Below are 22,954 nucleotides of genomic sequence, written 5' to 3'. Positions count from 1 at the left end.
GATGCACCGCAGCAAGGACGCACAGGGCCGCGACACACCCTGATCGCGCTGACGGCCGGTCCACGCCGGACACGGTACCAACCGGGCTCAGGATCCCGTCAGAGCCGCTGTGACGCGGCCGCCCCAGCACGTCGTGGGACTCCCTGACCTCCGCGCTCGACAGAACCCGCAGCACAAACGCCGAAAGGGCCGCCCGGTGGGCGACCCTTTCGATGATTCTGGTGGAGCATAGGAGATTCGAACTCCTGACCTCTTCCATGCCATGGAAGCGCGCTACCAACTGCGCCAATGCCCCGCTTCGGCCCCTCAGAAGGGCCTCGCCCAGCCTAGCGGATGGGTCGTGGACCGCTCAAACCGGGTCCTCGTCATCTGACATGACCGGCTCCGGAAGGGTGCCCGCATTCCACTCGGTCAGACGCCATTTGGACCAGGATTTGTGGGTGTTCTCCTCAGAACCGACCACGAGCAGTTGCCGAGACCACCCAGCGTGCTCCAGTGCGACTCGGGGAAATCGAGGAACACGCAAGCCCCGGTGCGCAGCACTGCGCCGTGCGCGACGACCACCAACGCGCCCCCTGCCGGAAGATCGAGCAAGGCGTCGCGCAGTCCAGCGGCGAACCGCTCACCAGCCTGGCGGTGCGTCTCGCTGCCGGGAATCTTGGTCTCGTCGCCGTTGACCCAGGCGCGCATCCCCTCGGGGAACGCGTCCCAGGCCTCGCGCCAGGTCATCCCCTCGCGCTGCCCGAAGTTCATCTCGCGCAGTCGCGGATCGAGCGTCAGAGGCTGTCCTGTGATGTCGGACAGCGCCTGGGCCGTGTCGCGGGCGCGTTTCAGGTCAGAGCTGACGATCCGGTCGGGCGCCAGGGCCGCCAGCCGGGAGGCTGCCGACCGTGCCTGGGCGCGTCCGACGTCGTCGAGGTCGGTGTCGCTCTGCCCCTGGACCCGTCCGGCCAGGTTCCACGACGTCCGACCGTGACGCCACAGGATCACCTGGCGGGTCGTGCCGTCCGTCACGACAGCGGAACCGGCGGGCAGTCGCTCCACAGCCGGTCGAGGGCGTAGAAGACCCGCTCCTCCTGGTGCTGCACGTGCACCACGATGTCTTGGAAGTCGAGCAGGACCCAGCGGCCTTCACGCTCGCCCTCGCGGCGCACGGCCTTGACGCCGAGCTCGATCATCCGCCGGCTCGACGGCGTCCTGGATCGCCTTGACCTGGGGCTCGTTGGCGGCGGAGCACAGCAGGAAGACATCGGTCAGGGCGATCTGCTGCGAGACGTCGAAGGCGACGATGTCCTTCGCCAGCTTGTCGTCGGCGGCGAGGGCGGCAGCGCGAGTCAGCTCGACGGCGCGGTCAGTGGCGGTCATGGGGTTCTTTCGGTTGATGGTGCGCGGTAGAGCCGTGCTTGCCGATGTACTGCACGACGCCGTCAGGCACGAGGTACCAGACCGGTTCGTCGCGCTCGACCCGACCGCGGCAGTCGGTCGACGAGATCGCCAGTGCGGGGATCTCGACCAGCGTGATCCGGTTCTTGGGCAGTCCCTCGAGGGTCGACTCGTCCATGTCGTGGCCCGGACGGGTACAGCCGACGAAGTGCGCCAGCTCGAAGCTCTTCGTGGTTGCGCCACGTCAGCAGCGCTGCCATGGCGTCTGCGCCGGTGATGAAGTACAGGTCTGCGTCGGGATGCAGCGCGGCAAGGTCCCGCAGGGTGTCGATCGTGTAGGTCGGGCCGTCGCGATCGATGTCGACCCGGCTGACCTTGAAGCGGGGGTTCGGCGGCCGTCGCGATGACCGTCATCAGATAGCGGTCCTCGGCCGGCGACACGTCGCGATCGGCCTTCTGCCACGGCTGGCCAGTCGGGACGAAGAGCACCTCGTCGAGGTCGAACCACGACTGCACCTCACTGGCGGCCACCAGGTGGCCGTGATGGATGGGATCGAACGTCCCGCCCATGACCCCGACGCGCCGACGCCCGTTGTCGATGCGTCCTGCATCGTCACGGGCGGTTGCCATGCGGGTCAGGAGTGCTCGCGGCCCTTGCCGAACGCCAACAGGCCCATCAGCAGCAGGAGCAGGATGCCCAGGGCGATGGCGCCGACAGCGTAGGGGCTGATTCCGATGTCGCGCGTGGTGTGCTCGGCCTCAGCGGCAGCAGCAAGGAACGAATGCATGAGGCCGAATCTATCCCAGTGCCCTACCGGACATGACCATCGCCCGTGACGACGTACTTGGTAGTCGTCATCTCGGTCAGTCCCATGGGTCCGCGGGCGTGCAGCTTCTGGGTCGAGATGCCGATCTCGGCACCGAAGCCGAACTCTCCGCCGTCGGTGAACCGGGTCGAGGCGTTGACCATGACAGCAGCCGAGTCGACGCCGGTCGTGAACCGCGACGACGCCGGCAGCGAGGACGTCACGATGGCCTCGGTATGACCTGACGAGAACGTCCGGATGTGCGCGATGGCATCGTCGATCGAGTCGACGACCCGGGCCGAGATGTCGAGTGACAAGAACTCGGCGGCGTAGTCGTCGTCGGTCACGGCGAGCACGCCGGGCCCGGAGGCCTCGAACGTCTCGTCGCCATGGATCGTGACGCCTGCGGCCTGCAGCGCCGCGACGATCCTGGGCACGAACTCGTCGGCGACGTCTCGATGCACCAGCAGCGACTCCGCAGAGTTGCAGACGCTCGTGCGATGCGTCTTGGAGTTGAGCACGATCGACTCGGCCATGTCGAGGTCGGCCGCTGCGTCGACGTACACGTGACAGTTGCCGACGCCCGTCTCGATCACCGGGACCGTCGACTGCTCGACGACGGTCTTGATGAGGCCGGCTCCCCCCGCGAGGGATCACCAGGTCGACCAGGCCGCGGGCCGTGATCAGGTGCGTCACGGTGGACCGGTCGTCGGCGGAGATCTGGGTGATCGCGTCAGCGGGGAGACCCGCCTTCTCCAGCGCCTCGCGCATGATCTCGATGATCGCGGTGTTCGACCGAGCAGCCGAGGACGAGCCGCGCAGCAGCACCGCACTGCCCGACTTCAGGCAGATCGCTGCGGCATCAGCCGTGACGTTGGGCCGCCCCTCGTAGATCATCCCGATGACGCCCATCGGAACCCTGATCTGCTGCATCCGCAGACCATTGGGCAGCGTGGTGCCACGGACGACCTCGCCCACCGGATCAGGCAGCGCTGCCACGGAGCGCACTCCTTCGGCAAACGCGGCAACCCGTTCGTCGTCGAGCCGGAGCCGGTCGATGACGTTCTCGGGCGTCCCGGCAGCCCTGGCGGCGTCGACGTCGAGCCCGTTGGCCTCGACGATCGTCGCGGTGCCGGCGATCAGCGCGTCGGCGATGGTGTGCAGCGCCGCGTCCTTGTCGGCGCGGGTCGCCGAGGCGAGCTCGGCGGCTGCCACGCGGGCACGGCGGGCGGCGTCATGTACCTGCTCGATCATGTGATCGATCCTAGGACGGCCGGCTCAGCCCTGGTGCGCGGCCTCGACACCGGGCACGGCTCCTCGGACGCGCGCGGCGATCGCGGCCCGGGTGCCCACCCCGAGACGGCTGAACAGCCCCGCTACATGCTTCTCGACGGTCTTCTCGCTGATGCCGAGCTGTCCCGAGATCTCGGCATTGGTCCGGCCCTGGGCGACGAGGTCGGCGACCTCGCGCTGGCGCATGGTCAGGACGTGCCCGAGATCAGGTCCCGCGTGCCCGGTGTCGATCTCGCGGCCGATCCCGACCCGGTTGGTCGTGCCGAGCGCGCTCAGGATCGCGGCGACATGGCTCTCGACGGTCTTCTCGGAGATCCACAGCGCTGCCGCGATCTCGCGGTTGCGCAGTCCGGCTGCGGCCAGCCTGGCGATGCGTTGCTGCGACGTCGAGAGCACGTCCCAGCCGAGCCCTGGAACGTTGCGGAGCCTGCGCCCGTGCGTCCGCAGCTCGCGTTCGGCCCAGTCCTTGATCGCCGCTGCGCCCGATGCGCCGGCTCGTCGGGCCACCTCTTCGAGCTCGTCGATGCCGCGGATCCGATCGCCCGAGGCCGCGCGCGCTGACGACTCGATGATGCGGGCGCGGACGACCTCGAGGTCGCTGCCGACGATCGCCGCGAGTGCACCCGAGTCGGCGGACGCCCGGATGCCCGCTGTCGTGTCGTGGGCGGCCACCGCCACCCGAGCTCGAATGCGGCCCAAGGTCGCGGTGGCCATCAGGTGGTCCTCGACCGGCAGTCCGGCGGCGTGCTCGGTCCAGGTGCGAGCCTGCAGCACGTCGTCGCGCGACAGTGCCTCCTCGACGAGGATCTCGTAGCCGTACAACCGGTCGACGATCTGCAGCCGCGGCAGGTACTCGCCGCCGCCGCCCGTCAGCGTCAGCTCGGCGGCGTCGGCCAGTCGGCCCGCGGCGTGCGCCCCGAACGCCGCCATGACCCAGGAGCCGGCCCGGATGTAGTCGTGATCGGTCGGCTCGGCACCGACCGCGCGCAGCTCGCGCACGCCGCGGTCGACGTCCTCGAGACGCCCGAGGTGGGCATCGACGAAGATCCGGGCACCGCTGGCGAGCAGCAGCAGCTGGGGCCACCCCCCGATCCCGGGCGAGGTGAGGACACGGCGCACCAGCCGGTCGGCGTCGTCGAACCGTCCTTCGAACGAGCGAGCCCGCGCCAGGGCGATCGTGCTCCACGCCGCAGTAGGCGTGGCGATGGGGTCGTCCCCCACGATGCGTTCGGCGATGTCGGCCGCGAGAGCGATCCATCCCGACGACATGGCGGCCTCGGCCTCGAGCATCGCGGTCAGGTCGCCGAAGACCCCGTCAGTCTCGCGCTCCCCCAGGTCTGCTGCCACGACCCCGGCGCAGACCGCGACCGCCAGTGCCCTCGCCGCCACCGCCACCGCCGGCAGGTCAGCTCGGGCCTCGAGGACGTGCGCCGTGTCGAGCGCATCGTCGAAGCGGCACGTCAGCACCCGCAGGAACGCTGCTGCCGCAAGCGAAGAGCTGTCATCGATCCCGGCCCGGACGAGGCGAGTCAGGGCGCTGTCGGCGTCATGGGTCAAGCCGGAGGACACCAGGTCCACGAGCTCGGCAGTTTCCATGTTCGGCAGGCTACGGCACTGACGCCGGTCTGCGAGCCGAAATCAGACCAACATCAGGTCGTCGCGGTGCACGACTTCACGTTCGTACTCGGCGCCGAGCTCAGCGGCGAGCTCGTGCGTCGAGCGTCCCATGAGTGCCGGGAAGCTCCTCGACGTCGAAGTTGACGATGCCGCGGGCGACCACGACGGAGTCGGGGCCGACCAGGTCGACCGGATCACCTGCCGAGAACGCGCCACTGACCCCCGTGATGCCGGCCGGCAGCAAGGAGGCCTTGCGCAGGGTCAGCGCCTTCACTGCGCCCGCATCGATCAGGATCGCTCCCTTGGCATCGCTGGCGTGCGCGAGCCAGAGCAGCCGCACTGAACGCCGTCTGCCCGTCGGATGGAACGTAGTGCCGACGCCGCCTCCCCGGAGCGCCTCACCGGCCAGTGCCGCCGACGTGAGGGTCACCGGGATGCCGGCACCCGTGGCGATCCGTGCCGCCTCGACCTTGGTGACCATGCCGCCTGTCCCGATCGCCGAGGCACTGGGACGCGCGATGTCGAGGGCGCGCAGATCGTCCTCGCCGTGGACGTCGGTCACCAGGCTGGTGCCCTCACGACGGGGATCGCCGTCGTACAGGCCGTCGACGTCGGACAGCAGCACGAGTCGGTCTGCGCGGACCAGGTGCGAGACCAGAGCCGCCAGCCGATCGTTGTCGCCGAAGCGGATCTCGCTCGTGGCGACGGTGTCGTTCTCGTTGACGATCGGCACGACGCCGAGCTCCAGCAGTCTCGCGAAGGTCTGGTAGGCATTGCGGTAGTGGCTGCGACGAGTCACGTCGTCAGCGGTCAGCAGCACCTGGCCGACGACGAGGTCGTGGGCTGTGAAGCGTTCGGCGTACCGCGCGATCAATGCGCCCTGCCCCACGCTGGCCGCAGCCTGCTGGGTCGCCAGGTCGCGGGGACGCCGCGCCAGCCCCAGCGGGGCCAGTCCTGCTGCGATGGCACCCGAGCTGACCAGGACGACCTCGTCGCCCCGTTCCCGCGCTGCGGCCAGGGCGTCGACCAGCGCATCGACGCGAGCACCGTCGAGCCCGCCCTGCGCAGTGCTCAGCGAGGACGAGCCGACCTTGACGACGATCCGGCTCATGCCGGGTCCTCGTCTCCGCTATCACCGTCCAGTGCCCAGTCGTCGGCGGCCGGGTCGCGCTCGGGGAACGCCCAGTCGGGCTCACGGCCCTCGGCACGGGCTTCCCGCTTCTCGGCCTCGTAGGCGCGGCGGGCTGCGAGCTCGTCGCGACGCTGAACATTGGTGCGTCGGTCGGACTGGTCGATGCGCAGGTCCTCGCCACGACGTCCGAGCACCTCGGCCCCAGCCGGGATCTGCGGATCGAAGTCGAAGACCACCGCGTTGTCGTCATCGCCGATGACGACGTCGTCGCCCGCCCTCGCGCCGGCTCCGACAGCCGTCCTCGATGCCCAACCGGTTGAACCGGTCGGCCAGGAAGCCGACGGCCTCGTCGTTGGAGAAGTCGGTCTGGCGGACCCAGCGCTTGGGCTTCTCACCCTTGACGATCCACTGGCCGTTGACCTGCGTGATCGCGAACTCCCTGCCCACCCCTGCCTCGGGCTTGGGTCGCAGGACGATGCGAGTCACCTCGGCGACCCGGCGCGGCCGCCCGACGCGAGGCGACGACCTCGGCCATCGCGAACGACAGCGCGCGCAGACCCGCATGGCTGGCTGCCGACACGTCGAAGACGTCGTAGCCGCGCTCGACGACTCGTCTCGCACGAAACCGGCGATCTCGAGGGCATCGGGCACATCGGTCTTGTTGAGCGCCACCAACCGGGGTCGATCGCTCAGGTCGCTGCCGGTGGCATCGGAGTAGGCCTTCAGCTCGGCCTCGATGACGTCGAGGTCGCTGATCGGATCGCGGCCAGGGTCGACGGTCGCGCAGTCGATCACGTGGACCAGCGCGGCGCAGCGCTCGATGTGACGCAAGAAGTCGTGGCCGAGGCCGCGGCCTTCGCTGGCGCCCTCGATGAGGCCCGGCACGTCAGCGACGGTGAAGGTCGTCGATCCTGCCGTGACGACACCCAGGTTGGGCACCAGCGTCGTGAACGGGTAGTCGGCGATCTTGGGCCTGGCGCGGGACAACGAGGCGATCAGACTCGACTTGCCGGCGCTCGGGAAGCCGACCAGGCCGACGTCGGCGACGACCTTGAGCTCGAGCGTGATGGTGCGTTCGTCGCCGGGCTCACCCTTGAGTGCGAAGCCGGGTGCCTTGCGCTTGGACGAGGCCAGCGCCGCGTTGCCGAGGCCGCCTCGGCCACCGGCTGCGATCACGAGCTCGGTTCCGGGGCCGATCAGGTCGGCCAGCACCTCACCGGCTGTCGCGGACGACCGTGCCGTCGGGGACGCGCAAGGTCAGGCTCTCACCGTTGCTGCCGCTGCGGTTGTTGCCGGCGCCAGGAGCACCGTTGGTGCCGCGGCGGTGAGGCTCGTGGTGGAAGTCGATGAGTGTCGTGACATCAGCCCCGACCGCAAGGATGACGTCGCCGCCGTTGCCGCCGTTGCCGCCGTCAGGACCGCCCAGGGGCTTGAACTTCTCGCGGTGCACCGAGGCCACACCGTCGCCACCGGACCCGCCCGCGACGTGGAGGGTCACTTTGTCGACGAAGCTGGGTACAGCCATCGGTCGCACCTTTCGTGCAGTGCCCCCAGTCGCGTTCTGCGTGCGAGGGGGCGGAAATGGACCACTGATAAATCAAACAAGGGGCAGCCCGCAGTGGCGGACTGCCCCTTCGTGTCTCTGACGAATGCAGAGACAGCGGGTGTTCGCTGTTACTCGACCGGGAGGCCCGGAACGATGTTGACGACCTTGCGGCCGCGACGACGTCCGAACTCGACTGCGCCAGCCGACAGCGCGAACAGCGTGTCGTCTCCGCCGCGTCCGACGTTGGTGCCCGGGTGGAAGTGCGTGCCGCGCTGGCGGACGATGATCTCACCAGCGTTGACGCTGTCCGCCGAAGCGCTTCACGCCGAGGCGCTGTGCATTTGAATCGCGGCCGTTCTTGGTAGAGGCTGCGCCCTTTTTGTGTGCCATGTGCTCAGTCCCTCACTTGATCCCGGTGATCTTCACCTGGGTGTACTTCTGACGGTGACCCTGACGCTTCTTGTAGCCGGTCTTGTTCTTGTACTTCTGGATGACGATCTTGGGGCCCTTGGCGTCGCCCACGACCTCGGCCGTGACCGTGATCTTGGCCAGCGCGGCGGCATCAGCCGTCACCTTGTCGCCATCGACGAAGAGCACCGCGGGAAGCGAAAGCGTCTCGCCCTCGGCCTGGGTGGTCTTGTCGATCTGGATGACGTCACCGACAGCAACCTTCTGCTGGTTGCCGCCACTGCGCACGATTGCGTACACCACGGAATCCTCACTCATTTCAAATCTGGGGCGCGGCCCACGTGGACGCAAGACGCGCAAAAAACGGGGCGCAGAGCGCACCGAAGGACTAGTTTACGGAGCAAGACCCTCGCTGGTCAAAACGGGGGTCTCTCCCCCACCATTTTCCGCTGAGGACGGGGCCTCAGCAGGCGGTGTGGGAGGTCCGGCTGGCTTGGATGCCGACCCGCGCTTGCGGCTCGTCCTCTTCGCCGGTGCTGCTGCCACGACAGGTGCCGGGGCTTCAACGGCTGCTGCTGGTTCGACCACGGCCTCGACCGGGGCAGGCGCCTCGACCGGGGTCGGGACGGGTGCCGGAGCGGCCTCGACCGGCGCCACCTCGGCGGGGGCTTCCTCGGGCTCGGCCGGCTTGGCCGATCCCCGGTTGCCACCGTTGTTCTGGTGGCCACCGTTGTTCTCGTTGCCACCGTTGTTCTGGTTGCCACCGTTGTTCTGGTTGCCACCGTTGTTCTGGTTGCCACCGTTGTTCTGGTTGCCACCGCGGTTGTTGGAGCCTCCGCGGCCACCACGACCACCACGACGCGGCTCTTCCTTCTTGGGCTCGACCGGGGCGTCCTGGATCACGACACCACGACCGTTGCAGTGGTCGCAGTCGACGCTGAACGACTCCAGCAGCCCCGTGCCGATGCGCTTGCGCGTCATCTGCACCAGGCCCAGCGACGTGACCTCGGCAACCTGGTGACGCGTACGGTCGCGGCCCAGGCACTCGACCAGGCGGCGCAGCACAAGCCACGGTTGCTCTCGAGGACCATGTCGATGAAGTCGACGACGATGATGCCGCCGATGTCACGCAGCCGCAGCTGACGCACGACCTCTTCGGCCGCCTCGAGGTTGTTCTTGGTGACGGTCTCTTCGAGGTTTCCGCCCGAACCGGTGTACTTGCCGGTGTTGACGTCGACGACCGTCATGGCCTCGGTGCGGTCGATGACCAGCGAACCACCCGACGGCAGGAACACCTTGCGCTCCAGCGCCTTGTGGATCTGCTCGTCGAGACGGTAGGACGTGAACGCGTCGACCTCGGAGTTGTCCCACCGGGTGACCCGTTCGGTCAGGTCGGGAGCGACGTGATCGATGTAGCCCTTGATCATGTCCCAGGCGTCGTCACCTTCGACGACGAGGTTGTTGAAGTCTTCGTTGAACAGGTCGCGGACGACCTTGATCATCAGGTCGGGCTCGGAGTAGAGCAGCTCGGCGCATGGCCTGCTGCCACCTTGCCCTCGATGACCTCCCAGCGAGCCGACAGTGCCGTGACGTCGCGGGTCAGCTGCTCCTCGGTCGCCCCCTCGGCGGCCGTGCGGACGATGACGCCGGTGTTCTCGGGCAGGACCTCCTTGAGCAGGCTCTTGAGTCGGGCCCGCTCGTTCTCGGGCAGCTTGCGCGAGATGCCGCTGGTCTGCCCTCCGGGCACCAGCACGAGGAACCGGCCCGGGAGGCTGATCTGGCTCGTCAGGCGAGCACCCTTCTGGCCGATCGGATCCTTGGAGACCTGCACCAGGATCGTCTGTCCGGGTGTGAGGGCGTCCTCGATCTTGCGCTGCTTGCCGTTGCCCAGTGTCGTCCAGTCGACCTCGCCGGCGTACAGGACGGCGTTGCGTCCGGCGCCGATGTCGACGAAGGCAGCTTCCATGCTGGGCAGGACGTTCTGCACCTTGCCGAGGTAGACGTTGCCGATGATGGATGTCTGCGACTCGCGCGCGACGTAGTGCTCGACCAGCACGTTGTCCTCGATGACCGCGATCTGCGTGTAGTCGTCGCGCTGGCGGACGACCATCTCGCGCTTGACCGACTCGCGGCGAGCGAGGAACTCGGCCTCCGAGACGATCGGGGCGCGGCGGCGTCCGGCTTCGCGGCCCTCGCGGCGGCGCTGCTTCTTGGCCTCGAGACGGGTCGACCCGGCCACGCCGGTGATCTCGTCCTCGGCGGTGCGTCCGTTGCGGACCCGCACCACAGTGTTCTCGGGATCGTCAGGCTGGACGTCGGCACCTTCGCCGGCACGGGCCCGTCGGCGACGGCGACGGGTGCCACCCTGGCCGTCGTCCTCGACGTCGCCCGCCTCGTCGGGCTCGGCCGACTCGTCGGCGTCGGTGTCGCCCTTGCGCCGGCGGCGACCACCGCGGCTGCGACGACGGCGGCGAGGCGCGTTGGGATCGTCGTCCTCGTCGTCGGAGTCATCGGAGTCAGCGGCGCTGTCGACCTCGTCCTCGGGCTCGATCACCTGCGGACGCGGCGGCGCCAGGACCGGCTCGGGAGCCTGGAACATCGCTGCGGCGGTGAAGGCCGGGGCGAGTGCCGGGCCGGCTGGGGTCTCGCTCGACTCGTCGGTCGACTCGGCGACCTCTTCGTCGTCCTCGGCCTCCAGCGCGTCGTCGTCGACCTTGACGGCCTTCTTGGCCGGAGCACGCCGCGACTTGCGGGCAGGCGCCTTGCGGATCTGCGGCTCGTCGGCGACGACCTCGTCGGAGGTCTCGGCCACTGGCTCGGCCTGCTGCGGCTCGACCTTCTTGGGCGTCACAGGAGCCGCCGGGGCCACGGGAGCCGAGAAGCTCACCGCCGCGGGCGGGCCTGCCGGCCGACCAGCGGCTCGGCGCCGGGTTGCCGGGGCCGGGGTGTCAACTTCTGTGGGTGTCTCGTTGTCGTCGAGCATGCGCTCTCCTTCGCCCGGCTCCGATCAGATCGGGTGCTGGGCACGTATACGGTCCGGCACTGCGGACCTGAAGCTTCGGTCAACCCCTGCGCCACGCGCCGGGGGGTGACGGCGACCTTCGGTTTGTCACATCAGCTCCCGCACCCACCGCCGCGGTCGACATCCGATCAGGATGCGTCGCGGTCGAAGGCAAGTGGATCGCCTACCGTGCCATCTTCCGTGTCGAGAGGACCCTGGGCCAAGCGAGTCGCGATAGGCGTCTGCTCGGTCGTGAGGCCCCCGCTGGAACGGAGTCCGGCAAGAACGTCGTCTGGTCGTATCGACGGTGTGTCGTGTCGTACCACCACGGCCAGTATCGCACACGGACCCACCGAGGTCTCGTCGGAACGCGCGGAGAGCGCCAAGACAGCCGCCCGGCAGTCGAGCGTGCGCAACCCGCGCTTCATCATCCGTTCGATCAGGACCTCGTCGGCCGACAGGAATCCTTCGACGGCTGACTGCGCATGCTCGACGGTCACACCGGGCAGCGCGATCTCCCAGGAGCTGGCCTCGAGCCGGTCGGCCAGGGCTCCTGGCTTGGCCACGACGACGTCGACGATGTCGATACCTGGCGGCAGCGCAGAATCGAGCAGCTCCTTGACGACGGCGGGGTCCTGGGGCCGGACCAGCCCGATCTCGAGGTACTCGGCCTCGCTCGCGGCGCCCGTGGGCGAGGCGTTGGCGTACGAGATCTTGGGGTGCGGGGTGAATCCCGAGGAGAAGGCGATCGGAATCGCCGCGCGACGCACCGCGCGTTCGAACGCGCGGGCGAAGTCGCGGTGGCTCGTGAACCGGAGCCGCCCGCGCTTGGCATACCGGATGCGCAGCTTCTGCACGATCGGGAGCTGCGGGTTCGGGGCTTCGGGATTGGGTGTTCCCCTCAAGAGTCGTCACCTGTCGAGGTTACCCGTGGAGCCAGGGTGAACAATGAACCGGTGACTCCCTCAGCCCCTGCTCCCACCCGCGGCGGCAGGTGGCTCGTCGCCGTCGCCATCGTCCTGCTCGCCGCCAATCTCCGTGTGGCCGTCGGCAGCATCGGCGTAGTCCTGGAGTCGGTGCGCGACGACCTCGCGATGACCGCCACGGTGGGCGGCGTCCTGACGACCTTGCCCGTCGTCTGCTTCGCCGTCTTCGGGTGGGCTCCGCAGGGGTCGTGCGGACGACTGGGGCTGCACCTCTCGGCAGCGCTCCTGCTGGCGATGATCGCGATCGGCCTCGTCTCGAGGTCGTTGGTCGACAACCAGGTCCTGTTCCTGCTGTGCAGCACGATCGCGCTCGCGGGCGCCGCCGTCGGCAACGTGATCCTGCCGCCTCTGGTCAAGGCCCACTTCCCCATCGCATCCCGCTCGTCAGCTCGCCGTACGGCGAGTCTCCTGATGGCCGGCGCCTCGCTGTCCTCGATCGCGACGGTCCCGCTGTCCCACGCCTTGGGTGGCTGGCGTGGCGGACTTGCCGCGTGGGCCGCGCTCGCCGCGATCGCCCTCGTCCCGTGGTCGCCGACGCTGCGCGGCGACGTCCACGCCGCACCCGTCGAGCACGACCGTCTGCCGCTGCGCGACGTCATGCGCTCCCGGGTCGCGTGGGCCATGCTGCTGCTGTTCGGCACGCAGTCGGCTGCGCGTACGCCCAGTTCGGCTGGTTCCCCGAGACCCCGACGACGCCGGCATCAGCGAGGGCTATGCCGGCGCGTTGCTGGGCTTGATCAGCGGTGTGGGAATCCCGTTGACCCTGGCACCGCCCTGGCTGATCCGCGCAGCCGGCGATACACGCCATACCTGCCGTGGGGATTCGCTGCGGTGACAGCCGGCGGCTGGTTCGGCGTCCTGCTGGCCCCCGACCGTGCCATGGCTGTGGGCAGGTCTGCTCGGCCTGGAGGCGGCGCCTTCACCTGGACGCTGACGATGATTGCCCGCCGCACCCGCACGACCGCCGGCACCGCGACCCGTCGATCGCGGCTCAGGGCATCGGCTACCTGCTGGCCGGGATCGGCCCATTCGGTGTCGGCGCGCTGCACGACCTGACCGGATCGTGGGACGCGCCGTTGATCGCGCTGATCGTCCTGGCAGGCCTCATCGCGGTGTTCGGCACTATCGTCGCGGCCCGTGATGCTCGAGGACCGCTCAGGCGCCGCGACTGACCGTCAGCAGCTGGCCTGCAGCCCACTGGTGACGCGGCGTGCGCGAGCCTGACGGGCCCGCCGAGCCATGACGGCCAGGCGGCTCCCACTGCTCTCCTGCACCTCACGCTCGGCCGCTTCTCGACGGTGCTCAAGCACGGGCGGCGAGCTCGGCGCTCGTGCTGTTGGTTCTCGACCTGGATGGCGAAGTCGTTATCACGACGTCCTCCTATCGACATCACTCACGTTCGTCCCCTGAGGTAGCCGTCGCACATCGGGCCAACGCCCGATTCTGCCGACGGCTACCTCAGACGACAGTCAGCGGAAGCAGCGTTCTTCCCGGTCGGGCCGATCTGGATCTCCAGGTCCATCTGGGGCACACACCGCAGTCGAAGCACGGCGTCCAGCGGCAGTCCTCGACCTCGAGGGCCCCGTCGGGGTTCAGCGAGTCCTGCCAGTCCTCCCACAACCAGTCGCGATCGAGCCCGGCGTCGAGGCGATCCCACTGGAGCACCTCGGCATACTCCCGCTCGTGGACCGTGTACCAGTCGACGTTGACCGGTTCATCGGCCGAAGGCCTGCTCGGCCATCTGGGTCCACCTGTCGAACGAGAAGTGCTCGCTCCAGCCGTCGAACTGTCCGCCGTCGCGCCAGACCGCCTCGATGATGCGGCCCACCCGCCGGTCGCCGCGCGACAGGAGTCCTTCGATGATGCCGGCTTGCCGTCGTGATAGCGAAAGCCGATCGCCTTGCCCGTAGCGCTTGTGCCGGCCTGACCGCGTCGCGCAGCTTCGCAGCTGCTTGTCGGTCGTCTCGTGGTCGGCTCGCCAGGCCCACTGGAACGGGGTGTGCGGCTTGGGCACGAACCCGCCGATCGACACGGTGCAGCGGATGTCGTTGCGACCTGATGCCTCGCGTCCGGTCTGGATGACGCGCTTGGCCAGCTCGCCCATCTGCATGACGTCTTCGTCGGTCTCGGTCGGCAGGCCGCACATGAAGTAGAGCTTCACCCGACGCCAGCCGTGCCAGTAGGCCGCTGCAACGGTCTGGATCAGGTCGTCCTCGCTGACCATCTTGTTGATGACCTTGCGCATCCGGTCGCTGCCGCCCTCAGGAGCGAACGTCAGCCCCGAACGACGGCCGTTGCGGCTGAACTCGTTGGCCAGCGTGATGTTGAAGGCGTCGACCCGCGTCGACGGCAGCGACAGCGAGGTGTTGGTGCCCTCATAGCGGTCGCCCAGCTGCTTGGCGACTTCACCGATCTCCGTGTGGTCGGCACTCGACAGGCTGAGCAGACCGACCTCTTGGAAGCCGGTCTTCTCCAGCCCGTTCTGCACCATCTGCCCGATGCCCTCGATCATCGCTCGCGCACCGGCGAGCGATCATGCCGGCCTGGCAGAACCGGCATCCCCGCGTGCAGCCACGGAAGATCTGACGCTGAACCGTTCATGGACCGTCTCAGCCAGCGGCACCAGAGGATTCTTGGGGTACGGCCACGAGTCGAGGTCCATCAGGGTGCGCTGGCGATGCGCCATGGACGCCAGGGCGGTTGGGCACGACGCGTTGGATCCGACCATCGGGCAGGTAGGTCACGTCATAGAACTTCGGGACGTAGACGCCACCAGACTTGGCCAGCCCGCAGCAGCACCCCGTCGCGGCCACCCGGTCGGCCCTCGGCCTTCCACTCACGGACGACCTCGCTGATCGCAAGCACGATCTCTTCACCGTCGCCGAGGACGGCCGCATCGAGGAAGTCGGCGATCGGTTCAGGGTTGAATGCGGAGCGTCCGCCGGCGAGCACGATCGGGCCGTCGTCGCCGCGGTCGACCGCATGCAACGCGATACCGGCCAGGTCGAGAGCGTTGAGGAAGTTGGTGTAGCCCAGCTCGGTCGAGAAGGACATGCCGAGCAGGTCGAAGGCCTTGACGGGACGGTGCGCATCGACCGTGAACTGTGGATGTCATGAGCGCGCATGACCTTCTCCATGTCGCCTGAACACCGCATACGTGCGCTCAGCCAGGATCCAGTCTCGCTCGTTGAGCACCTCGTACGGACCGCGGACGCCCTGGTTGGGCAGACCGACCTCGTAGGCGTCGGGATACATCAAGGCCCACCGAACCTCGGCTGTGTCCCATTCCTTGCTCGTGGCGTCCAGCTCGCCGCCGACGTACTGGATCGGCTTCCCGATCGAGGGCAGGAGTGGCTCAAGGCGTGGGAAGACAGACTCGACGGGCATAGGTCAAGGGTAGGCGTCCCCCGGATGAAGTCGAAATCAGCGCACCCTGAGGCCGGTCGTCACTCCGCGTCGAGATACAGGCCCTTCAACGCGTTGGACGACCCGCCACGAAGCCTGATCGTCCAGGTGGTCGAAGAAGATGCGGCGTTTCCAGTCGTACTCCTCGTCCTGCTCCGGAGTCCTGGGATCGAACACGACGTCCAACGCGGACGCCAGCCGCTCGAACGACCGGCACACAGGTCCGGGGAGAACTCGGTCCAGCCTTAGAACAGGCCCCGCTCCTCACCGCTGTAGCGCTCGTAGTCGTAGGCCGAGCTCACTACCGGCTTGCCGGTCATGAGGAAGTCGACGAGACAGCTGGAGTAGTCGCTGACCAATGCGTCAGCGAGCCGGTACAGGATCTCCAGGTCGGGGAAGCGACGCGACGACAAGTCGATGGCACCCAGCGGCATCAACGCCTTGGAGTAGGTCCGCGCCTTGTCGGCCATGTGTTCGCGCACCCCGAGGACCGCGCCATGACGCTGCCGCCCCAGTCGGCCAGCCACTGCAGCTCGGTCTCACTGAACTGGTACTGCGACTCGCCCTGTCCATCACGGAATGTCGGCAGGAACATGACGAGTCGACGCCCGTCCAGCTCGTCACGAAGCTGCTCGATCGACGCGCGCAGATCGGAGGGTAGCTGGTCCCTCGTCGCGCAGGATGAAGTCGTTGCGCGGCAATCCGGTGGGCCACATGTCAGGAAAAGAGGCCGGAAGAAGGCCGCCGACATGGCGAGCCGGTCCATGCGGCTCGACGTGATCACGGCACGGATCCGCCGTGGTTGCGGATCATGGCATCGCGGTTGGTGGACTCGAAGTGCGCGGAGGCCAGACCGAAGCGCTTGAGAGGAATTCCGTGCCACAGGTTGACGACGTTGTGCGTCTTGGGGTCGATCCGTCGCGACAAGTTCACGCTCGGCCCGTGCTTGACGAAGACCTGGCCCGAGCGAAGCAGGTGGAAGTCACCTTCTGGGCTGTCGATCGGCACGATGACGACGTTCTCGCCCGTCACCTCGACCCGGCGTGAGCGCGTCAGGATGATCTTCTTGATCGACGGATCGTCTCGCACCTCCTCGAAGACGGCACGCTCGTTCCCGGCAAAGGTGTGGTCGTAGGCGCAGACCGGGAACGCCCACCAGTGGTCGAACTTGGGCGTCTTGCGGTCGGCGATCCTGAAGCGCTTCCGATTCAACCTCTCGGGTCGGTCGATCGTGCCGTCAGGCCGAGTCACGATCGCAAAGCTGCGTGCGAGCCTGTTGTCGGGGACCACGCGGAGCAGGTTGTGCTCCATCATGTCGACGTCTGCGTCGGGCACGGACTCCACGATGCGCGTCTTCCAGTTCCGAAGATCCGGCACGTCGTACGGGTTCTCTGACAGCAGCTGTCGTTTCAGGAGTGGGAACCCTTCGCTGATCCGGTCAAAGGTGTCAGCGCTGTACATCGGGTGATATGGATACAGCCCATCGAGATAGGTGTCGAAGCCGAACCCCTGGCCAGTGAGGTACTGGGTCGTCCCTGTCTCGTACTTGTAGATGATGCGGATCTTGGTTCTCTGGCTCGTCACCGCATCCAGACGCTTGCGGAAACCAGCATCATCGATCACTGGCTTGCGCAGCGCCAGGAAGTACGAGCCTATGTGCGGCGACTCGTCGGGGTGCATCACGGTGGCCGGGAACTCATGCCTCACCTGCTCGATCGGCCTCGGGCGACGATCTGGACCGTCTCCGTCGAACCAACGAGACGTGATCTGCAGCCCCCACCAGTCGCAGGGCCTTTGCGCCATGGCAGCAAAGACGTCGTCGAGCGGTCGAAGGAGGTAGCTGCTGTCATTGACCAGCAGGACTTCGTCGTACTGCTCGAGTGCCTCCCACCCGACCAGCTCCTCGGCCAGCATCGAGTAGGAGCCGAAATCGTATCGATCGTGCGGGACGGCCCAGGCACCTGCGACGATGCCCTCAAGCTTGGCGAGCCGCCTTCGCCCATACGGCACGCTGCGAGGTAGAAGACGTCGGCGAACCGGCTGCCAGCTCCCGCACGTACGCAACGACGTAAGGATCAATGATCCCGTCGATGTCATAGCCAGCAAACAGGCAGGCTCGACGCGGTTGCGAGACCTGCGTGGCTCGATGGGAGGCTCGGCATGAGTCTTCTCAGGCAGCCCAGCCAGACCGCGCCGCCGTCCTTCGAGCAAGTAGTGCACGAACGGGTTGAGCCGTTCGTCGGACGGATCGAGGTACTCGTTCCAGTACCACCAGACGTCGAAGGCGCGATGAGGATTGCGCACATTTCGCCAGCCCTCACGGCAGAAGTCCTCAACAGGATCCTCTGGCTGCCTGGACCCTGGGTGGAGGATCGGTACAGGTCCTCGTCCAGCACGTCAGCCAGGCGCACCAGTGCGATCTCGCAGGCCAGCAGGTCGGTCTCGGCGACGTCGGCGGGAGCGTCGTCCGCGACCGGCGTGGGGAGTCCGTGATCCAACGCCTCTCGCAGGAGCGCCTCGTCGCCGGCCTCGACCCGGCTCCATCGATCGACGAATGCCGTCCAGGACGTCCAGAACTCTTCGAGTGTCATCTCCGCTCCCCCGCGACTTCAGCCGGTGCCATGAGCCTGGCTAGGACACGCTCAGTGTTACGGCCGTCACGGTGGTCGACCAGCATGTCTCGTACTCGCTCCGCGTGCGGGACCGAGGTGCCGCCGACGAACACGTCGAGTGCCGACTCGAGCTCGTCGAATGCGGCACACACCCGTCCGGGGAAGAAGTGATCGAGGTCGTACAGCAAGCGATCACGCCAGTGATCGAGATCGTGCGCAAAGCTCACGACCGGCTTGCCCGTGCAGGCGAAGTCGAGCGCGTCACCGGAGTAGTCCGTCAGCATCCCGTCCGCCGCCCTCATCACGACGTGCAGCGACGGGAACCGACGGTGGGACAGGTCGATGGTCGCTGACTCCAGACGCGCGGCATAGGCACGTCGGAGGTCGTTGGTGTGCTCGCGGAGTCCGAGCACGTAGTCGTGCTCATCGCACCACGCTGTCAACGCCCCCAGCTCTGACTCGGAGAACTCATAAGGCGCCGGATCAGTCCCGGTCCGGCGCAAGGCAGGCGAGAACAACAGAAGCCGTCGCCCACCGAGCTCGCGCCGCAGGGCTTCCAGCTGCGCTCGCAGGTCGACTGGCAGCGTCTGCTCGTCTCCGGTGAGGAAGTCGTGCGCAGGTATTCCTGTGCGCCAGACATTCTCGTAGGTGGCCGGCCAGTGGGTGGCCAGGACTGCGAGCTGGTCGACGTCAGAGGCAGCCAGGAGGCCCGTGACCGCCGGGGCGGGCACGCGGTGGATCCGCGGCGCGAGGTCGTCAGGCTCGGACGGCCCCTCAGGAACGACCGGGTCGTTCATGGCACGACCTGTCTTCTCGAGCTGCAGACCTTTGCGAACCAGCACGACGCGTTGACGCTTCGCCACGATCGGCGCGGCCAGGGTACGTCGCGGATTGGACTCGACGAAGACCGTGCCTGACTGGACGAGACGCTGTTGTCCGGCCGGGCTGAGCAGCGACTCCGTGACCACGTTGGTGCCGGCGAGCTCGATCCGGCGCGAACGCGTGAGCACGATCTTGGTGATCTCAGGATCATCCTTGACTGCTTCGAAGATCGCACGGCTGTTGTCGGGGAGCAGATGCGTCTGTCGATCGACCGCGAAGACCCACCAGTCTGGCCGCTTCTTGGATCGTCGGTTGAGCCGCTTGAAGTCGGCTCCTTGCACGATCTCGGGCACGTCGACCGTGCCGTCGTCCGCCTGGGTGATCGCCATGCTCCGCTGCAGCCGTGATGTGGGGCCGACCGGAGCAGCGTCTGCTCGAACTGCTTGACATTCGCGTCTGGCGCTGACTCCAGGACGCGTTCCTGCCAGTGCGCCAGGCCGGGCACGTCGTAGTGGTTCCGGTAGATCAAGTAACGCTTCAGCAGGGGGAACCCGCGCTCGAGCATCGTGAAGTACCACTGCGAGAACATCGGGTGGAACGGGTACAGCATGTCCATGTAGGTGTCGAAGCCGAACCCATGACCGATCAGCTGGTGGGTGAGTCCCACCTCGTACTTCAGGACGACGAGGCGCTTGCTGGGTTGCTGCACCACGGAGTCGATGAGCCGGCGAAAGTCTTGGCTCTCGATGACCGGGCGACGGAACGCCAGGAAGTACGAGCCGACGTGGAAGGTGTAGGTCGACTCGAGCTCGAATGACTCAAGCATCTCGGCGCGAATCTGCTCGATCGGGACCGGAGAATCGAGACGGCTGTCGAGTCGACTGACTGCATCGGCCATCCCGTTGGTCGCCTGCATGCCCCACCAGTCGCACTCACGCTGGTTCATCGTGGCGAAGACCTCGTCGAGCGGACGAACCAGGAAGCAGCTGTCGTTGACGAAGACGACTTCGTCGTACTGGGCAAGCCGATCCCAGCCGACCAGGTGGCTGGCGAGCATCGAGTAGGAGCCGAAGTCGTAGGCCGCGTGCCGGATGGCCCATGCGCCTTGGGTGATGCCGTCCAGCTTGGCCAGCTCGCTGGCAGGCAGGTAGCCGTCGAACAGGTAGAAGACCTCGCTGTGGCGACTCAGCTTGTCACCAACGCTCGATGACCGAAGGATCGACGACACCGTCGACGTCGTAACCCGCGAACAAGCAGGCTCGCCGGATGGGCCGATCAGCGGGGAGCCGGTGCCCAGGTCGCGCGTCGGTGGAGAGAGGTCGGGTCGACAGCCCTTGCGCCTGACCGATCAGCGCATAGTGCACCAAGGGGTTGATCGTGTCGTCGGACGGATCCATGTGATTGGTCCAGTACCACCAGACATCGAAGTCCTGCCGCGGCTTGCGAAGCTCTCGCCATCCTTCACGACAGAAGTGCTCGACCGGGTCGAGATCATCTTCCAGGACGTCGGGCACGGTGACGGCGTAGTACGGCAGGTCGACCAGATCGGCCACGAGGTCGATCTCTCGGCGCAGCCGCTGCTCGTCCGAGAGGAGTGCCAGCTCGTCGAGGATGCTCTGAGGGTCAGGACCGTTCGTCACGACACGGTACCGGGATGACTCGCGTGGAAGTGGACCAGCGGGTTGGTCCCTGCTGGAAGACCAGGGTTCTGGTCCGAGGTACTTGCGCGTGCTGAATGCCGGGCCGGGATCCTTCGCGTCTGCCGCCCCCACGCGCAGGTAGTGCAGTGCCGGGCTCAGCCCGGTCGACACGACCTCGGGATATCGGGGTCAAGTACCACGCGCCGTTCATGGCTTGGACGATCGAAGCACTTCGAGCGCAGCGTCCTCCTCCGGCTTGGGCATCGTGGAGATCAGACGTCGTTTGATCCATCCACGGCGGCCCGACACAGCTTCACCAGCTGTCAGCCGCTTGTCGAGCGCAGTGGCCAGCCGACGGAAGCTTCGCGGCCGCCTGGGTGTTGGTGTTGGCGGTGGCGGCCGACTCCTCCTGCTGTCGCCGAACCTGGGGCGCTCACGCTGGTACAGCGACAGCTGTTCCTTGGCTTGGCGATCTCCGCCGGCACATCCGCCATTCTTCAAAGCCTTCCTGATTCGCCATGACCTCGAGAACATGGAGAACGTCCGGTTCCGGACGGATGAACCTTACAGGGCCAGCACACATCCACCAGAAGTGGACCGCCAGATCAAGACATGCCGTCCCGCTTACGCTGTCGCCTTGTCGCGCGCTCGAGCTCTCCGCCGCTCCGGCGAATCTGCTTCACGGTGAACAGGTTGACGTTCCACGACGGCAGACGCAGTGGCCGCCAATCGGTGTCGACTCCGTCGCAGCTTGAAGACGTAGTCGATCTGCCGGCTGATCGAGTCGAAGTGGTTCAGGTGGTCCACGGCGTGGACCAGCTTGAAGAAGTCACCTATCCCCTTGTTGCGCGCCGAGCGCCCCGATGTGACCCTCTGCGCCGTGCGGTAGCCCAGCCCCGGATCGGTGGGAAGCAGGATCGTGATGTTTCCGCCGGGCCTGACCACACGTCGCATCTCCCTCAGGGCGGCAAATGGATCGGGCACATGATGCAGCAGACAGGTCGCGACCAGACGATCGAACTCGCCGTCCTCGTACGGCAGGTCCTGCACGTCAGCTGCTTCGGCGGTGACCCTTGGATCGATCGAGTCGGGGACATCGGGCATGAACAGGTCTGACAAGACGTACTGCGTGAACGCATGTCGGACGTATGGGACGTGCTCGCCCCTGTTTCCCCCGACCTCGAGGACCCGATCGAAGGTGTCCCCCGGGCCCAACCGTGCTTCCATGGCTCGGTGCATGTACTTCTCGAACATCGAGCCGTTCGCAGTCGCAGACGTGGTCGAGTAGTACCGGTCGTACCACAGCCGCAGCACGTCTTCGCGGTTCTCGAAATCACCTTCGAGATCATCCACAAGAAAGGTCCTCAGCGTCGGGGTGCAGATACCTGCTGGATTCTAGTGGGCCAGGGGGCGACGAAGCCGATCGCAAGACCGACTCGGGAGCTTCAACGAGACGCGAAGACCCAGTTTCGGTAGAGGAAGTAGGTCGAAGCTGTCAGCGCGACCAGCGTCAAGGTCCGGGCCTGGAAGACGTCGAGGCCCACGTGGTGCAGACCGGTCACCGCACCGACCGTGACGACGTAGTTCACGGCGACGAGCAGACCGTAGCGTCTCAGCTGCGCACCTGACGAGACGTGTGCCACCTCGAACGTCCAGTACCGGCTCAGCAGGAAGTTCACTGAGAAGCTGGACCAGAAGCCACAGCGGTGGCGACCCACAGCGGCAGACCGAGCACCTTCCAGGCGATCATCAGCACGCACAGGTCGACCGCATAGCTGGCTGCCCCCACGACCAGGTACTTCACGGCCGACGGCATCGCCTGTACCCGTCGCTGCACGGATTCCCAGAGTCTCACTCGGGCGGCTGGCGGGTGTTCGTGCGCTGCTCGAGATCAAGTCTCAGCAAGGCGATCTCCTCTGCGAGCGTGCGCGTCCTCTCCTCCAGCCGCCCCACCTCGAAGCTGTGCTGGATGGTCGCCAGCAGCAGGAGCAGCAGTGCGAGGAAGAACACCAGGTTCGAGGGAACCTCCACGCCCAGAAGATCCGACAGCCCCTTCAACAGGCCGGGGACCGCCGCCAGGACGAGAGCCGTGACGGAGACGGTGATCCACAGCACCGCATACTTCTCGCGCAGATGACGGCGTCGCAACAGCTCGAACAGGAAGATCAACGTCCCGATCGACCCGAGCAGGCCCAGGACTACAGGAGCGTTCATCGTTGTTCCTTCACATGGGTCTCGAGCGTCGACGGCCAACGACGTACCAGCGCGAGTCCGAGGGCGACGACGGCCCGGGCGAGATAGAG

14 protein-coding genes, 1 tRNA gene and 10 pseudogenes are annotated in these 22,954 nt (G+C 67.1%); 1 reads left to right on the top strand and 24 read right to left on the bottom strand.

Annotated elements, in window-relative coordinates; genetic code table 11:
* Positions 1 to 219: 219 nt before the first annotated feature.
* From ACHMWU_RS01320 to ACHMWU_RS01255, 14 genes and pseudogenes are all read right to left on the bottom strand, one after another.
* Positions 220 to 295, bottom strand: a tRNA-Ala gene (locus ACHMWU_RS01320).
* 116 nt (positions 296 to 411) lie between these two features.
* Complete coding sequence (locus ACHMWU_RS01315; RefSeq protein WP_396041327.1) at positions 412 to 1,014, bottom strand: histidine phosphatase family protein; 603 nt, start codon at positions 1,012 to 1,014, stop codon at positions 412 to 414.
* A pseudogene (gene rsfS, locus ACHMWU_RS01310) lies at positions 1,011 to 1,365 on the bottom strand (ribosome silencing factor). Before rsfS ends, ACHMWU_RS01315 begins: the two are co-directional and overlap by 4 nt.
* Positions 1,352 to 2,013: pseudogene (gene nadD, locus ACHMWU_RS01305) on the bottom strand (nicotinate-nucleotide adenylyltransferase). The pseudogenes rsfS and nadD overlap by 14 nt, the downstream one beginning before the upstream one ends.
* Positions 2,014 to 2,018: 5 nt before the next feature.
* Entirely contained in the window at positions 2,019 to 2,171 is a 153-nt protein-coding gene (locus tag ACHMWU_RS01300) for a hypothetical protein (protein ID WP_396041325.1), read from the bottom strand.
* A gap of 23 nt (positions 2,172 to 2,194) precedes the next feature.
* A pseudogene (locus tag ACHMWU_RS01295) lies at positions 2,195 to 3,443 on the bottom strand (glutamate-5-semialdehyde dehydrogenase).
* Between the two features lie 24 nt (positions 3,444 to 3,467).
* Positions 3,468 to 5,078 carry a LuxR C-terminal-related transcriptional regulator gene (locus tag ACHMWU_RS01290; RefSeq protein ID WP_396041323.1) on the bottom strand — a complete coding sequence of 537 codons (1,611 nt, stop codon included), beginning with the start codon at positions 5,076 to 5,078 and terminating at the stop codon, positions 3,468 to 3,470.
* Positions 5,079 to 5,120: 42 nt separating this feature from the next.
* Positions 5,121 to 6,210: pseudogene (gene proB / locus ACHMWU_RS01285) on the bottom strand (glutamate 5-kinase).
* Complete coding sequence (locus ACHMWU_RS01280) at positions 6,207 to 6,467, bottom strand: hypothetical protein (protein WP_396041321.1); 261 nt, start codon at positions 6,465 to 6,467, stop codon at positions 6,207 to 6,209. The pseudogene proB and the gene ACHMWU_RS01280 overlap by 4 nt, the downstream one beginning before the upstream one ends.
* Positions 6,468 to 6,477: 10 nt before the next feature.
* Positions 6,478 to 7,756, bottom strand: a pseudogene (gene obgE, locus ACHMWU_RS01275) (GTPase ObgE).
* A gap of 149 nt (positions 7,757 to 7,905) precedes the next feature.
* A pseudogene (rpmA, locus tag ACHMWU_RS01270) lies at positions 7,906 to 8,167 on the bottom strand (50S ribosomal protein L27).
* 12 nt (positions 8,168 to 8,179) lie between these two features.
* On the bottom strand, positions 8,180 to 8,485 hold the full coding sequence (gene rplU, locus ACHMWU_RS01265) for a 50S ribosomal protein L21 (protein WP_396041319.1): 306 nt from the start codon (positions 8,483 to 8,485) through the stop codon (positions 8,180 to 8,182).
* Positions 8,486 to 8,578: 93 nt separating this feature from the next.
* A pseudogene (locus ACHMWU_RS01260) lies at positions 8,579 to 11,168 on the bottom strand (Rne/Rng family ribonuclease).
* 167 nt (positions 11,169 to 11,335) lie between these two features.
* Positions 11,336 to 12,091: a TIGR03936 family radical SAM-associated protein gene (locus ACHMWU_RS01255; RefSeq protein ID WP_396041317.1), complete on the bottom strand. Its 756-nt coding sequence runs from the start codon at positions 12,089 to 12,091 to the stop codon at positions 11,336 to 11,338.
* A gap of 51 nt (positions 12,092 to 12,142) precedes the next feature.
* Between ACHMWU_RS01255 and ACHMWU_RS01250 the strand changes: the two genes are divergently transcribed.
* Positions 12,143 to 13,228: a CynX/NimT family MFS transporter gene (locus tag ACHMWU_RS01250; RefSeq protein ID WP_396041315.1), complete on the top strand. Its 1,086-nt coding sequence runs from the start codon at positions 12,143 to 12,145 to the stop codon at positions 13,226 to 13,228.
* Between the two features lie 402 nt (positions 13,229 to 13,630).
* On the opposite strand, the pseudogene ACHMWU_RS01245 reads toward ACHMWU_RS01250, so the two are convergent.
* From ACHMWU_RS01245 to ACHMWU_RS01200, 10 genes and pseudogenes are all read right to left on the bottom strand, one after another.
* Positions 13,631 to 15,559: pseudogene (locus ACHMWU_RS01245) on the bottom strand (TIGR03960 family B12-binding radical SAM protein).
* 36 nt (positions 15,560 to 15,595) lie between these two features.
* Positions 15,596 to 16,011, bottom strand: a pseudogene (locus tag ACHMWU_RS01240) (CDP-glycerol glycerophosphotransferase family protein).
* Between the two features lie 346 nt (positions 16,012 to 16,357).
* The gene (locus tag ACHMWU_RS01235; RefSeq protein WP_396041313.1) at positions 16,358 to 17,881 is read right to left on the bottom strand and encodes a rhamnan synthesis F family protein; all 1,524 of its coding nucleotides are present in this window, start codon (positions 17,879 to 17,881) and stop codon (positions 16,358 to 16,360) included.
* Positions 17,882 to 18,164: 283 nt separating this feature from the next.
* Entirely contained in the window at positions 18,165 to 19,400 is a 1,236-nt protein-coding gene (locus ACHMWU_RS01230; protein ID WP_396041817.1) for a CDP-glycerol glycerophosphotransferase family protein, read from the bottom strand.
* 134 nt (positions 19,401 to 19,534) lie between these two features.
* Positions 19,535 to 20,239, bottom strand: a pseudogene (locus ACHMWU_RS01225) (rhamnan synthesis F family protein); the annotation flags it as partial.
* Entirely contained in the window at positions 20,205 to 20,822 is a 618-nt protein-coding gene (locus tag ACHMWU_RS01220) for a hypothetical protein (protein WP_396041311.1), read from the bottom strand. The pseudogene ACHMWU_RS01225 and the gene ACHMWU_RS01220, both read right to left, overlap by 35 nt.
* A gap of 453 nt (positions 20,823 to 21,275) precedes the next feature.
* Positions 21,276 to 22,004, bottom strand: coding sequence for a class I SAM-dependent methyltransferase (locus ACHMWU_RS01215; RefSeq protein ID WP_396041309.1), 729 nt, complete (start codon positions 22,002 to 22,004; stop codon positions 21,276 to 21,278).
* Positions 22,005 to 22,096: 92 nt separating this feature from the next.
* Complete coding sequence (locus ACHMWU_RS01210) at positions 22,097 to 22,330, bottom strand: GtrA family protein (protein WP_396041307.1); 234 nt, start codon at positions 22,328 to 22,330, stop codon at positions 22,097 to 22,099.
* Complete coding sequence (locus ACHMWU_RS01205) at positions 22,327 to 22,488, bottom strand: hypothetical protein (protein ID WP_396041306.1); 162 nt, start codon at positions 22,486 to 22,488, stop codon at positions 22,327 to 22,329. The genes ACHMWU_RS01210 and ACHMWU_RS01205 overlap by 4 nt, the downstream gene beginning before the upstream one ends.
* 14 nt (positions 22,489 to 22,502) lie before the next feature.
* Positions 22,503 to 22,865: a DUF2304 domain-containing protein gene (locus ACHMWU_RS01200; RefSeq protein WP_396041304.1), complete on the bottom strand. Its 363-nt coding sequence runs from the start codon at positions 22,863 to 22,865 to the stop codon at positions 22,503 to 22,505.
* Positions 22,866 to 22,954: the final 89 nt, after the last annotated feature.

The sequence above is a fragment of the Aeromicrobium sp. UC242_57 genome (genome assembly GCF_044452305.1).
Classification (GTDB): domain Bacteria; phylum Actinomycetota; class Actinomycetes; order Propionibacteriales; family Nocardioidaceae; genus Aeromicrobium.
This window is presented reverse-complemented; position numbering and strand designations above follow the sequence as displayed.

Excerpts from the sequence above, each read along its gene's own strand:
- ACHMWU_RS01300 (WP_396041325.1), bottom strand. The coding sequence starts at position 2,171 with ATGCATTCGTTCCTTGCTGCTGCCGCTGAGGCCGAGCACACCACGCGC.
- ACHMWU_RS01290 (WP_396041323.1), bottom strand. The coding sequence starts at position 5,078 with ATGGAAACTGCCGAGCTCGTGGACCTGGTGTCCTCCGGCTTGACCCAT.
- ACHMWU_RS01230 (WP_396041817.1), bottom strand. The coding sequence starts at position 19,400 with ATGGCGATCACCCAGGCGGACGACGGCACGGTCGACGTGCCCGAGATC.
- ACHMWU_RS01200 (WP_396041304.1), bottom strand. The coding sequence starts at position 22,865 with ATGAACGCTCCTGTAGTCCTGGGCCTGCTCGGGTCGATCGGGACGTTG.